Genomic DNA, 12,507 nt, shown 5'->3' on the forward strand with positions numbered 1-12,507 from the left:
GATGAACATCACTGAGCTGTCCATCCGTCGCCCGGTCACCACCATCATGTTGTTCGTGTCGATGGTGGTGATCGGCCTGATCGCCTCGTTCCGGCTGCCGCTGGAAGCCGAGCCGGAAGCCACCATCCCGTTCTTCTTTGTATCGCTGCCGTACCCCGGCTCGACCCCGGAAGAGGTGGAGCGCAATCTGCTGCGTCCAGTGGAAGAAGCCATCGCCACGATGCCCGGCATCAAGATGATGAATTCGCGTGCCAACGCCGAAGGCGGCCAGATCCAGGTCGAATTCAGCGATTGGAGTCGCGACATCGCCATGGCCGCGTCTGAAGCGCGCGAGCGCATCGATGCGGTACGCGACCAGCTGCCAGATGATTTCCGTCGCTATTACGTGCAGCGCTGGAGTACCAGCGACCAGGAAGCGATCAGTCTGCGCCTCAACAGCAAGGAAGACCTGACCGCGCGCGCTGACATGATCGAGCGCAGCATCAAGCAGCGGTTGGAGCGTCTGCCTGGTGTCGCGCGTGTGGAAGTAGAGGGCGTCGCCAAACAGGAAGTGTTGGTTGCGCTCGATAAGGACCGGGTCAGCGCACACGGCGTGGCCTTGAACGAACTGGTACAGAAGCTGCAGGCGGCCAATTTCTCGGTTTCGGCAGGGCAGATCACCGAGAACGGACGACGGCTGCGCGTGCAGCCGCGCGGCGAACTGTTGGAGCTTCAGGCGCTACGTGACCTGCCCATCAACAACAGTGGCACGCGTCTGTCCGACATTGCCGAGGTCAGTCTGCAGCCGCAGCGCATGAACTATGTGCGGCAGATGGAAGGCAAGCCCAGCGTTGGCGTGGACATCTACAAAGAGCGCTCGGCGAACCTGGTGGAGCTGTCGCGCGCGGTGGGTGACGAGATCAAGCTGTTGGAAGATGACCCGGCCATGCGTGGGGTGGACATCGAAGTTGCCTACGACTCTGGCAAGGCGGTGACCAGCTCATTGCTGGCACTCGCTGAAGCCGGCGCGATCGGCCTCTTGCTGTCGGTGATCGTGCTTTACGCGTTCCTGCGGCATTGGCCCTCGACGTTGATGGTGTCGCTGGCGATTCCCATCTGTTTCATCATGACGCTGGGCTTCATGTACTTCACCGGCATCAGTCTGAACATCATCTCGATGATGGGCTTGTTGCTGGCGGTGGGAATGTTGGTGGACAACGCCGTGGTGGTGGTGGAGAGCATCTACCAGGAGCGCGAAAAATATCCCGGTCAGCCGGCGATGGCGTCGATCATCGGTACGCGGCATGTGGCCATTGCCTTGTCCGCCGGCACCTTGTGCCACTGCGTGGTGTTCCTGCCGATGATGTTCGGCGACATGAACATCATCACCATCTACCTGTCGCAGCTGGCGGTGACGATTTCGTTCTCGCTGCTGGCGTCGTGGCTGGTGGCGGTGAGCCTGATTCCGATGCTGTCAGCGCGCATGAAGACGCCGCCGGCAATCAAGTCGCCCTTGATCACCGGGCTGCAGAATCGTTACGCCAAACTATTGCGTTGGACGCTTGCCCATCGCGGCTGGAGTGTGGCGGGCATCCTGGCGGTGTCCATCATCAGCGTGTACCCGATGACGCATATCCAGGGAGGCGGTGACGACAACGATCCGGATGAGATCAATATTTTCTATCAGTGGCGCGGTGCCTATTCCAAGGAGGAGATGGGCAAGGAAGTGGCGCGGGTGGAAGAGTTCGTCAATGCCCACCGCAAGGATTTCCATATCGAGCGCGTGTACAGCCGCTATAGCGAACAGGGCTGGGCGCAGACGCGACTGTACCTGTCCATCGATGACCGCGAACAGAGCAAGAAGATTGAGGAGGAGGTCCGCAAGGGCTTGCCGCAATCGGCACGCGCGAAGATCGGTATTGGCTGGCCGGGTGGCATGGGCAGTGAAGGGCAGGGCGTGCGCTTCAGTCTGGTGGGTGATTCCACCCAGACCTTGCGCGAACTGGCTGATGACATCGTGCCGATTCTGTCGCGTGATCCCAAGTTGCGCGACGTGCGGGTGGATACCGGCGATGCCAACACCGAGCTTGCGGTGCAGGTGAACCGTGAGCGCGCAGCGTCTTATGGCTTCAGCGCACAACAAGTGGCGCAGTTCGTCGGCATGGCATTGCGTGGCTCCTCGCTGCGCGATTTCCATCGCGATGATGTCGAGATTCCAGTCAACGTGCGTTTTGCGGGTTCCGAGGATTACGGGATCGAGGATCTGTCCTCGTTCATGGTGCGCAACGCCAGTGGCAAGGAAATTCCGCTGCTGGCGATGGTGGACGTCAACGTCAATCCGGCGGCCAACTCCATCCAGCGCCTGAACCGGCAGACCATGCTGCGCATCGAAGCGGGCCTGGCCAAGGATGTGCCGATGGATCAGGCACGCAAATCCATCGAAACCACACTGGAAGGGGTGCAGTTCCCACCGGGCTATGGCTACACGTTCAATGGCGCGGGCTTCAACATCAACTTCGATGGCATGGACCAGATGAAGAGCGCCATCGTGATCGCGCTGGTATTGATGCTGGTGATCATGGCGGCGGTGTTCGAGTCGCTGCTGTTCCCGGTGGCAATCATGTCCTGCGTGTTGTTCTCGATCTTCGGCGTCTACTGGCTGTTCTGGCTGACCGGTACCGAGATGAACATCATGGCGGTGATTGGCATCCTGGTGCTGATGGGTGTGGTGGTGAACAACGGCATCGTGATGATCGAACACATCAACAATCTGCGACGACGGGGCGTTCCGCGTACCGAGGCGTTGATTGAAGGCAGCCGCGAGCGTCTGCGCCCGATCATGATGACGATGGGCACTGCGATCCTGGCGATGATTCCGATTGCGTTGAACACGCAGACGGCCGATGGCATGCCGCCGTACTACCCGATGGCACGCGCAATTGCCGGCGGCTTGGCGTTCTCGACGGTGGTCAGCTTGCTGTTTCTGCCAACCATCTACGCGATCCTGGATGACCTGCGCAGCGGCACGGCACGGCTGGTACGTCGTGCACGCGGCCTACCGGCGGAACAACCGGTGGCGATGGAAAGCTGAGCCTGACTATTGCAAGGAAATGAAAAGGCCCGCAGTGATGCGGGCCTTTTCTTTGGGGATGCTGCTGGTGTGATTCTGGAGCGAAAGCTTGCACTCACCCAACGCCTTTCCCGCTCGCGGGAGAGGGGCTCAGTGCATCGCCGATTGACGTGCTCCCGGTAACTGCAGGTTCAAAGCCCCTCTCCCGCAAGCGGGAAAGGGGTTGGGATGAGGGCAGATCTTCTTCAAGCAAGAACCCAAACCCAACTCAACCGGCCAACTTCCCATAAACAATGAAACCGGTCAGCCACAACCCCAGCATGCTGCCCAGGTTGGTCAACACGAAGGTCAGCACGATGCGGGTGACGCGATTGCGATACCAGCCCTTCACAGTCTGCGCATCGTCACGCAGCTGCAGGAAATCCTGGTAGGTCGGCTTGCGCAGGCGTGTTTCCACCAACGCAGAGAAAGCGCCGGTGGGAATGCTCAAGCGGAACGGCTTGAACGGCGCCACTACGATGGCAGTGAGGATGCTCAACGGATGGCTGGCAGCCAACAACGCACCCAAGCCGGCCAAGCCGCCGGTATACATCGCCCAGGTCGCGAGCATTTGTGTGCCCATGTCCAGGCCGCCACGCCAGAAGCCGATGCCGATGCCGGTCAGTACCACCGCAAGGATGAGCAGGGTGATCCACGGAATGTTGCGCTTCTTCGGCACCGATTCCAGCTGTTCAAGCAGTGGGCCGGGGGCTTCGGTGTCGCTTTCCAGGTAACGCGCAAGGCCTGCCAGATGGCCCGCGCCGACTACTGCCAGCACATTGCGCTGTTCGCTGTTGTGCTCCTGGCGCAGGCGGGTGGCCATGTAGCGGTCGCGCTCGCCGATGATGGCTTCGTATAGCGCTGGGCTTTCGTTGGCGAACTCACCAAAGCTCGATTCAAGCATGTCGCCCTGCTTGAGCTTTTCGATCTCGTCCTCACCCACGTCCTCCGAGGAGAACAGGCCTGCCCCGAGCCCGGCGACCAGCTTCAACTTGCCGAAGAAGCCCAGCTGCTGAGACGCGCGACGGAACGTCAGGCCGACATCGCGGTCGATCAGATGCACGGGCAGATTCTGCTCGTTGGCCAACGTGACCGCACGCTTGAGTTCGGCTCCCGGCTCGATGCCCAGTTGTTCGGCAAGGCGGCGCTGGTAGGCGGCCAATGCAAGGTTGGCGGCAAACAAGGCGACGCGGCCTTTGCGAATCACGTCAACCAGGTCCAGCTGTGCGAGTGCGTTCGGGTTGGTCAACGCCTGCAGACGCTGCGGATCGAGTTCGACCGCGACCGCATCAAACTGTCCGCTGCCGATGGCATGTTCCACTGCCTGCACGCTGGCCTGAGACACATGTGCGGTGCCAAGCAGGGTATAGCGCACACCATCGCGTTCGACGATGCGCACTGGCTGGCCGGCCAGCAGATCGCTGCCGGCCTCATTGGGAGTTTCAGTCATGGGGTCATTCATTCGTTGGGGCGCTGTCGGAACCGTCGCCGAGCGCGCGTTGCATCTGCACCGTATCCAGCCAGCGCCCGTGCTTGCGGCCGAGGCCTCGGAAGATGCCGACCAGCTGGAAGCCGAAGCGTTCGTGCAGCTTGATCGACGCAGTATTGGTGGGTTCGCCGATCACCGCGATCATCTGCCGGAATCCGCGCGCGGTGCACTCATCGATCAACGCCTGCATCAAAGCACTGCCTACGCCATGGCCCTGGAACCGGCCATCAACGTACACAGAGTTCTCCACCGTCCATTGATAGGCGATGCGGCCGCGATACGTATTTGCGTAGGCATAGCCGGCCAGCTCACCATCGAGCGTGGCGACCAGGTATGGAAAGCCACGCGAGATGATGTCGTTCATGCGTTGCGCCATTTCGCCTTCGGCCGGCACCTCGTACTCGTAGGTGTTGACCAGTTCGCGCACCTCCACCGCATAAATGGCGGTGATGGCGGGAATATCGGCCGCGGTGGCGGGGCGCAGCAGCAGGTTCACGGCGAGCCTTGTATCAGTCGATGTAGCGCTTGAGCAGATCGCCGTAGGCATCGATGCGACGATCGCGCAGGAATGGCCAGATGCGGCGCACGTGTTCGCTGCGCTGCAGGTCGATCTCGCAGATCAGCAAGGTTGCGTCCGTACCGGCTTCGGCCAGGAACTCGCCCTGTGGGCCCAGTACGTGGCTGTTGCCCCAGAAGTCGATGCCAGAAGCGCCCAGTGGCGAGGCTTCATGGCCAACACGGTTGCAGCTGAGTACCGGTACACCATTGGCGACAGCGTGGCCGCGATGACTCAGTACCCAGGCATCGCGCTGGCGGTTCTTTTCGTCCTGCACGTCTTCCGGATCCCAGCCGATGGCGGTCGGATAGAGCAGTAGTTCTGCGCCGGCCAGCGCCATCAGGCGTGCAGCTTCTGGATACCATTGGTCCCAGCACACCAGCACGCCAAGGCGGCCCACGGAGGTGTCGATCGGCTTGAAGCCGATATCGCCCGGCGTGAAGTAGAACTTCTCATAGAAACCCGGGTCGTCCGGAATGTGCATCTTGCGGTACTTGCCCAGCAAGGTGCCGTCTTTCTCGAAGACGACGGCGGTGTTGTGGTACAGGCCAGCGGCGCGGCGCTCGAACAGCGAACCGACAATCACCACGCCGTGCTTTTTGGCCAGCGCGCCCAGACGCTCGGTGCTCGGGCCGGGAATCGGCTCAGCGAGATCGAACTCGTCCACCGACTCGTGCTGGCAGAAATACGGACCGTTATGCAGCTCCTGCAGCAGCACCAGTTTCGCGCCTTGGGCGGCCGCCTCGGCCACGCGGGCTTCGATGACTTCCAGATTGGCAGCGGCATCGCCGTGGTTGCGTTCCTGGACAAGGGCGACGGTTAGGGTGTGGCGGGAGCTCATCCGGTTACAGATCCTGCATGGGAAGGGCGCATGGTAGCGCGGAAGCCGCAGCGGAATGTCCGCTGCGGCTGAACGTAAGTGCCCGCTGGCTGCGTCGCCAGCGGGGCATGGTCAGGGCGCGATCCGGGTGGGCAACAGGCCGGCCGGCAGCTGCATGGTGATGCAGTGCAGGCTGCCGTTCTGCCAGATCAGCGAGCGGCAGGGAACCTGCACGATTTCGCGGTCCGGGAATGCCTGTGCGAGTACATCACGCGCCGCATCGTCGGCCACATCGCCATATGCTGGCATCAGCACCGCGCCATTGACGATCAGGAAGTTGGCGTACGACGCGGCCAGGCGTCGGCCCTCGTCGATCACCGGCTGCGGCCACGGCAGCGGGAACAGGCGGTAAGGCTGGCCGTCGGCAGTGCGCATTGCCGCCAGCTCCGCGCCCATCGCCCTGAGTTCGGCGTGATGCGAATCCTGTGCGTCGTCGCAGTCCTGGTAAACGATGCTGTCCGCCGATGCGAAGCGGGCGAGGGTGTCAACGTGAGCGTCAGTGTCGTCGCCTTCCAGGTAGCCGTGGTCCAGCCACAGCACGCGGTCCTGGTGCATCCACTGCGCCATGTCTGCGCTGAGCGATTCGCGGTCGCGATCGGGGTGGCGTTCGTGCAGGCACTGCCATGTGGTCAGCAGGGTACCGGCACCATCGGTATCGACCGCGCCGCCTTCCAGTGCGAACGGGATGCTGCGCACGTCGGCATTGGCGTTGAATACGCCAGCGCTGTGAAGCGCGCCAACCAGTTGGTCGTCGAGACTTGCCTCAAATTTTCCGCCCCAGCCGGTGAAACGGAAATCCAGCAGCTGGAAGCTGCCGTCGGCGCGCTTGAGGGTGATCGGGCCGGAGTCACGCAACCAGGTGTCGTCATATTGCGCGGTGATGAAATGCACGCGCTCCATGTCGATGCGGTTCGAGCGCAGGCGCATCTCGGCATAGGTTTCGATGTCGTCATCGCCCACGCAGATCAGTACCGGCTGGAAGCGGGTGATGGCGGCGACCAGTGCGATATAGGTTTCTTCGACGTCGGCCAGGCGGTCGGCCCAGTCGGTATCGGCGTGTGGCCAGGCAATCAGTACGCCGGACTGAGATTCCCATTCGGCAGGAAAGCGGAGCGTGTCGTTCATTTCTTCTTGCTTGTAGAGCCCGGCGCGATGGCGCTGGGACGGAAGTGGTGACTGGCGTCACTGCCGGCCACCACGGGCCAAGTCAGCGGATCGGCGGCTTCGGGCCGATTTCGTTGGGAGCTGCCTGGTTGGCAACTACATCAATCACGCGCTGCTTCTCGAAATAGACAGTGAATGCTGGGTAGACCCAGCGGTTGATCGTTGGCCACTGGCGCTTTTGGCCGCCGCGCGGGTCCAGCCGTTCCTGCGGTGCGCCAAAACGAGCTTCGACCTGGCTGGCGGTTTCGCCGCGAGCTGGCAGTGCGCCGGCAGGTTTTTCCTGCGCACGCTCAATCAACAGCGTGTCGGCGGTTGCCGCGGACGCCGCGACAAGTGCGGTGATCAGGGTCAGTGTTTTCAACATTTGCTTCATGGTCGCTTCTCCCCAGAGGACAGGTGACGATTACAGCAAAAAACCGGCAACAAAAAACCGCCCGGAGGCGGCTTTTTGTGAAAAGCCGAAACCCTTTCGGATTCCGGTGTCGGCTTGCGCCGACCGGCTCAGCGCTGGCGAGCCTTGAAGCGCGGGTTCGACTTGCAGATCACGAAGATCTTGCCGCGACGGCGAACAACCTTGCAATCACGGTGACGGGTCTTCGCCGACTTCAGGGAGGACAGGACTTTCATTGCATACCTCGGCGGATAACTGTTGGAATTTTCAAGAGCGCGGCCGCGGATATGCAGGATGACGCTCGTTCAAGCCCGCCATTCTACCGGGTAATTCCATGCGCGTTCAAGTGGTTGCATTGAACGGGGCGCCGGAGCGGCTGTGCGGGGCGCTAGAATAGCCTGATTCGAGTCCAAATCAGGCAGCCAGATGAGCCAGCTTTCCCCCGTTCTTACCATTGATGGCCCGTCCGGGGCAGGCAAGGGCACCGTCAGTCGAATCGTTGCCCGGCAGCTGGGCTGGCAATACCTGGATTCAGGTGCGCTTTATCGTGCGGTGGGTGTGGCGGCCAGCTGGGCGGACATCGACACCTCCGATGCGTCGGCGTTGGTGCGGTGCACATTCGACACCAAAGTTCAGTTTGCTGAACAAGGTGAGAGCCTGCGCGTATTTGTCAATGGCACCGATGCCACCGACGAGCTCCGGCTGGAAACCACGGGGGCTTTGGCCTCGGCCATTGCGGCCATCCCCGAGGTCCGGGCCGCGCTGAAGGAGCGCCAGCGCGCATTCAGAATTTTGCCGGGCTTGGTGGCCGATGGCCGTGACATGGGAACTGTCATCTTCCCGGATGCCCCATTCAAGGTATTCCTGACTGCGAGCGCCGAAGAACGGGCGCAGCGGCGGCATAAGCAGTTGAAAGAAAAAGGGGTTTCGGTTAACTTTGACGATCTCCTGCGCGAGATCATGGCCCGCGACGCCCGTGATGCACAGCGCGCAGTGGCGCCCCTGAGGCCGGCCGAAGACGCCGTTCTCATCGACACCAGCGGTATTGGCATCGACGACGTCGTTGCCAAGGTGCTGGGTCTGGTTTCCAACAAGGAAGCCTGATCCAATGCAGCGTTGAGTGTGGCCAGTCCATCGGCTGCAGTCGCAGATAGAGAAGTTGCAACAACCCCGCTGCGCAATGGTGCGTGGTGGGCTTTTTCATTCACATGCGGCTGCTTTCATGGGGTCGTCCAACAGGCTGGGCAGTACGGATTTCCGCAACAGATCCGCTGTCCATTTGTTCAATTGAGTAAATCTAATGACCGAATCATTTGCAGAACTGTTTGAAGCCAGCCAGGCCAATCTGGCCAAGCTGAAGCCCGGTTCCATCGTTATCGGTACCGTCGTGGAAGTTCGCGGCGACGTGGTGGTGATCAACGCCGGCCTGAAGTCTGAAGGCATTGTGCCGATCGAACAGTTCCGTAACGACGCTGGCGAGATCGATGTCGCTGAAGGCGACCAGGTCAAGGTCGCCCTCGACTCGATCGAGAACGGCTTCGGCGAAACCGTGTTGTCGCGCGAGAAAGCCAAGCGCGCCATGGTGTGGGACGAGCTGGAAGAAGCGCTGGAAAAGAACGAAACCATCACCGGCCGCATCAGCGGCAAGGTCAAGGGTGGTTTCACCGTGGACATCAAGGATGTCCGCGCGTTCCTGCCTGGTTCGCTGGTGGATGTGCGCCCGGTGCGCGACCCGGCCTACCTGGAAGGCAAGGAGCTGGAGTTCAAGCTCATCAAGCTCGACCGCAAGCGTAACAACGTGGTCGTTTCGCGTCGTGCAGTTGTCGAGAGCGAGCACTCGGAAGAGCGCGAGCAGCTGATGGACAAGTTGCAGGAAGGCGCGATTCTGAAGGGTGTCGTCAAGAACCTGACCGATTACGGCGCATTCGTGGACCTGGGCGGTATCGACGGCCTGCTGCACATCACCGACATGGCATGGAAGCGCGTGCGCCATCCGTCCGAAGTCGTGAACGTCGGCGACGAGCTGGACGTGCGCGTGCTGAAGTTCGACCGCGAGCGCAACCGCGTTTCGCTGGGTCTGAAGCAGCTGGGCGAAGATCCGTGGGACAACATCGCCCGTCGTTACCCGGCCAACAGCCGCGTGTTCGGCAAGGTCTCCAACGTCACCGATTACGGCGCATTCGTCGAGATCGAGCCGGGCGTCGAAGGCTTGGTGCACGTTTCGGAGATGGATTGGACCAACAAGAACGTCAACCCGTCCAAGGTTGTGCAGGTCGGTGACGAAGTTGAAGTCATGGTCCTGGACGTCGACGAGGAGCGTCGCCGCATCTCGCTGGGCATGAAGCAGGTTGCCGCCAATCCGTGGGAAACCTTCGCTGCCATCTTCAAGAAGGGCGACAAGGTTGAAGGCCAGATCAAGTCGATCACCGACTTCGGCATCTTCATCGGCCTGGACGGCGGTATCGATGGCCTGGTGCACCTGTCGGACATCAGCTGGAACACCACCGGCGAAGACGTGGTCCGCAACTACAAGAAGGGCGACACCCTGGAAGCCGTTGTTCTGGCGGTCGATCCGGAGCGCGAGCGCATCTCGCTGGGCGTCAAGCAGCTTGAGCAGGATCCGTTCGGCCAGTTCATGGCGATCAATCCGAAGGGCTCGAAGGTCGAAGGCGTGGTCAAGGAAGTTGACGCCAAGGGCGCCATCATCGAACTGGCTGACGGCATCGAAGGCTACGTTGCTGCACGCGACATCAGTGTCGATCGTGTGGACGACGCTACCCAGCACCTGAAGGTTGGCGACAAGGTCGAAGCCAAGTTTGTGGGCATGGACCGCAAGGGCCGCACCCTGCAGCTGTCGATCAAGGCCAAGGACGATGCTGAAATGCGCGAAACGCTGGAGGACTACCAGTCCGCTTCCGGCGGCACCACCCAGCTGGGTGCGCTGCTTCGTGCACAGTTGAACAGCAACAAGTCCGAGTAATTCGGGCATCCTGTTGCAGATGTGACCTGGGCGGCCCGGATATCAATCCGGGCCGCTTCAGGGTTGAAACCCTGCCATTGGCGAGTACGCAATGACTAAATCCGAATTGATCGAAATCCTCGCGCGCCACCAGGCGCACCTGAAGGCCGATGATGTCGATCTGGCGGTGAAGTCGTTGTTGGAAATGATGGGTGGGTCGTTGTCCTCCGGGGATCGCATCGAGATTCGCGGTTTTGGTAGTTTTTCACTGCATTACCGCCCGCCACGCTTGGGCCGCAACCCGAAGACGGGTGAGTCGGTAGCGTTGCCGGGTAAGCATGTGCCGCATTTCAAGCCGGGCAAGGAGCTGCGCGAACGCGTCAGCTCGGTGGTGCCGCTGGAAAGCGATCCAGCCTGAAACGGCTGCCATGCTTCGCTGCGCATTCATGCGCTGATTCGGTAAGCTACGGTCTCTTGTTATTGGAGCAGCTGCCGCATGAAGATCGTCCGTTTATTGATCCTGCTGGCAGTTCTTGTCGGCGGCCTGGTGATTGGCTCGCTCAACTCCCAGCCAATTGAGATCAGCCTGGCATTCTGGGTGCTCAAGACCACCTCTGGTATCGCGATCATTGCATCGCTGCTGGTAGGTGCGCTGGTAGGCGGTGGCATGGTGCTGGCCGGTCTGGTCGTGCCCATGTATGCCAAGTTGCGGCGTGCCAACAAGGCTGTTTCCACCGCGGTTCCCGAGCCTGCGGCTACGGTGCAATCTCCTTCTCCTTTCGACGGGCGCTGATCGAAGATGGCCTTTATCAGTGAGTGGTTCTGGTTTTTCCTGTGCTTGCCGATCGCAGCGGTTGGCGGCTGGGTGGTGGGCCGCCGAGGTGGCCAGCGCCACAGCGAGAATCAGGTCAGTCGCCTGTCCAGCACGTATTTTCGCGGCCTGAACTATCTGCTCAACGAGCAGCCGGACAAGGCCATCGAACTGTTCCTGCATATCGCGGAACTGGACAAGGAGACGTTCGAAACGCAGGTGGCGCTAGGGCATTTGTTCCGTCGCCGTGGCGAAGTGGATCGTGCCATCCGTCTGCATCAGGGCTTGGTCAATCGTGGCGATCTGAGTGATGCGCAGCGCGTCCAGGCACTGCTGGCGCTGGGCGAGGACTATATGAAGTCCGGTCTGCTCGACCGCGCCGAGACAGTTTTTACCGAGTTGGCGCAGCTTGATCAGCGCGCACCGCAGGCACTCAAACACTTGATCAGCATCTATCAGGCCGAGCGCGATTGGGAAAAGGCGATCGAGAACGCTACCCGCTATGAGCAGGTCACCGATGAGCCGATGGGTAAGCTGATTGGGCAGTTCGAGTGCGAACTGGCCGAGCGCTATCGTGCTGCGGGTCGCCTGGATGACGCGCGTGCCGCGATCAATCGTGCCAATGCTGCCGACGCGATGAGCGTGCGCGCGGGCATCATTGAGGGCCGTCTGGAGAGTGATTTTGGCAACGACGAGGCAGCAGTGCGTGCATTCGAGCGCGCTGCACGCAACGACCCGGACTACTTGCCCGAAATCCTGCCGCAGCTGGTCAAGAACTATCGCAATGTCGGTGATATCGCCGGCGCGAGGGCGTTCCTTGCGGAGATGACCGAACACTACCGGGGCATCGCGCCGGTACTGGCGTTGACGCATTTGATGGAAGAGCAGGAGGGTGCCGCCCCGGCGCGTGCTTATCTGGGGCGCCAGTTGAAGGACCGGCCATCGGTGCGCGGCGAGTCGGCGTTGATTGATCTGACGCTGGCCGAAGGGGCTGACCCGATTGCCACGCTGCACGATCTAAAGCACATCACTGATCAGTTGTTGGTTCGCAACCCTGCCTACCGCTGTACCCGTTGTGGCTTTGGTGCACGTACCCACCATTGGCAATGTCCCAGTTGCAAGGAGTGGGGGACGGTCAAGCCGCTGCTGAACTACGCGGTGCTCTAAGG

Annotated in this window: 12 protein-coding genes; 6 read left to right on the forward strand and 6 right to left on the reverse strand. The window is 61.1% G+C overall.

The features are described from left to right. The first annotated feature begins 1 nt into the window (after position 1). Positions 2-3,070, forward strand: coding sequence for an efflux RND transporter permease subunit (locus PAN08_RS07195; RefSeq protein WP_269790765.1), 3,069 nt, complete (start codon positions 2-4; stop codon positions 3,068-3,070). Between the two features lie 247 nt (positions 3,071-3,317). On the opposite strand, the gene PAN08_RS07200 is transcribed toward PAN08_RS07195, so the two are convergent. The 6 genes from PAN08_RS07200 to ykgO form a co-directional block, all read right to left on the reverse strand. Next, a complete protein-coding gene (locus PAN08_RS07200; protein WP_269790766.1) occupies positions 3,318-4,538 on the reverse strand; it encodes a TraB/GumN family protein in 1,221 nt (406 codons plus the stop codon). Between the two features lie 4 nt (positions 4,539-4,542). Beyond that, the gene (locus PAN08_RS07205) at positions 4,543-5,073 is read right to left on the reverse strand and encodes a GNAT family N-acetyltransferase (RefSeq protein ID WP_269790767.1); all 531 of its coding nucleotides are present in this window, start codon (positions 5,071-5,073) and stop codon (positions 4,543-4,545) included. Between the two features lie 13 nt (positions 5,074-5,086). Then, positions 5,087-5,974: a carbon-nitrogen hydrolase gene (locus PAN08_RS07210; RefSeq protein ID WP_269790768.1), complete on the reverse strand. Its 888-nt coding sequence runs from the start codon at positions 5,972-5,974 to the stop codon at positions 5,087-5,089. 111 nt (positions 5,975-6,085) lie between these two features. Next, a complete protein-coding gene (locus tag PAN08_RS07215; protein WP_269790769.1) occupies positions 6,086-7,138 on the reverse strand; it encodes an agmatine deiminase family protein in 1,053 nt (350 codons plus the stop codon). A gap of 82 nt (positions 7,139-7,220) precedes the next feature. Beyond that, on the reverse strand, positions 7,221-7,550 hold the full coding sequence (locus PAN08_RS07220; RefSeq protein ID WP_269790770.1) for a hypothetical protein: 330 nt from the start codon (positions 7,548-7,550) through the stop codon (positions 7,221-7,223). A 128-nt stretch (positions 7,551-7,678) separates the two neighbouring features. Continuing rightward, a complete protein-coding gene (gene ykgO / locus PAN08_RS07225) occupies positions 7,679-7,804 on the reverse strand; it encodes a type B 50S ribosomal protein L36 (protein WP_057628212.1) in 126 nt (41 codons plus the stop codon). Between the two features lie 190 nt (positions 7,805-7,994). On the opposite strand from ykgO, the gene cmk reads away from it, so the two are divergent. The 5 genes from cmk (at position 7,995) to lapB (ending at position 12,505) form a co-directional block, all read left to right on the forward strand. Then, the gene (gene cmk / locus PAN08_RS07230) at positions 7,995-8,672 is read left to right on the forward strand and encodes a (d)CMP kinase (RefSeq protein ID WP_269790771.1); all 678 of its coding nucleotides are present in this window, start codon (positions 7,995-7,997) and stop codon (positions 8,670-8,672) included. Between the two features lie 196 nt (positions 8,673-8,868). After that, positions 8,869-10,548 carry a 30S ribosomal protein S1 gene (gene rpsA / locus PAN08_RS07235; protein WP_269790772.1) on the forward strand — a complete coding sequence of 560 codons (1,680 nt, stop codon included), beginning with the start codon at positions 8,869-8,871 and terminating at the stop codon, positions 10,546-10,548. A gap of 91 nt (positions 10,549-10,639) precedes the next feature. After that, positions 10,640-10,945 (forward strand): integration host factor subunit beta, encoded by a 306-nt coding sequence (locus PAN08_RS07240; RefSeq protein ID WP_057632387.1) that lies wholly within the window; start codon positions 10,640-10,642, stop codon positions 10,943-10,945. 78 nt (positions 10,946-11,023) lie between these two features. Then, positions 11,024-11,320, forward strand: a complete 297-nt coding sequence (locus PAN08_RS07245) for a LapA family protein (protein WP_269790773.1) — start codon at positions 11,024-11,026, stop codon at positions 11,318-11,320. Positions 11,321-11,326: 6 nt separating this feature from the next. Then, positions 11,327-12,505 carry a lipopolysaccharide assembly protein LapB gene (lapB, locus tag PAN08_RS07250; protein WP_269790774.1) on the forward strand — a complete coding sequence of 393 codons (1,179 nt, stop codon included), beginning with the start codon at positions 11,327-11,329 and terminating at the stop codon, positions 12,503-12,505. Positions 12,506-12,507: the final 2 nt, after the last annotated feature.

Origin of the sequence: Stenotrophomonas sp. Iso1 (assembly GCF_027497995.1) — a bacterium.
Classification (GTDB): domain Bacteria; phylum Pseudomonadota; class Gammaproteobacteria; order Xanthomonadales; family Xanthomonadaceae; genus Stenotrophomonas.

What these genes read in the sequence shown, in the direction of transcription:
- PAN08_RS07195 (WP_269790765.1), top strand. Translation starts at nt 2, where the DNA reads ATGAACATCACTGAGCTGTCCATCCGTCGCCCGGTCACCACCATCATG.
- PAN08_RS07200 (WP_269790766.1), bottom strand. Translation starts at nt 4,538, where the DNA reads ATGACTGAAACTCCCAATGAGGCCGGCAGCGATCTGCTGGCCGGCCAG.
- PAN08_RS07210 (WP_269790768.1), bottom strand. Translation starts at nt 5,974, where the DNA reads ATGAGCTCCCGCCACACCCTAACCGTCGCCCTTGTCCAGGAACGCAAC.
- PAN08_RS07215 (WP_269790769.1), bottom strand. Translation starts at nt 7,138, where the DNA reads ATGAACGACACGCTCCGCTTTCCTGCCGAATGGGAATCTCAGTCCGGC.
- PAN08_RS07220 (WP_269790770.1), bottom strand. Translation starts at nt 7,550, where the DNA reads ATGAAGCAAATGTTGAAAACACTGACCCTGATCACCGCACTTGTCGCG.
- ykgO (WP_057628212.1), bottom strand. Translation starts at nt 7,804, where the DNA reads ATGAAAGTCCTGTCCTCCCTGAAGTCGGCGAAGACCCGTCACCGTGAT.
- cmk (WP_269790771.1), top strand. Translation starts at nt 7,995, where the DNA reads ATGAGCCAGCTTTCCCCCGTTCTTACCATTGATGGCCCGTCCGGGGCA.
- rpsA (WP_269790772.1), top strand. Translation starts at nt 8,869, where the DNA reads ATGACCGAATCATTTGCAGAACTGTTTGAAGCCAGCCAGGCCAATCTG.
- PAN08_RS07240 (WP_057632387.1), top strand. Translation starts at nt 10,640, where the DNA reads ATGACTAAATCCGAATTGATCGAAATCCTCGCGCGCCACCAGGCGCAC.
- PAN08_RS07245 (WP_269790773.1), top strand. Translation starts at nt 11,024, where the DNA reads ATGAAGATCGTCCGTTTATTGATCCTGCTGGCAGTTCTTGTCGGCGGC.
- lapB (WP_269790774.1), top strand. Translation starts at nt 11,327, where the DNA reads ATGGCCTTTATCAGTGAGTGGTTCTGGTTTTTCCTGTGCTTGCCGATC.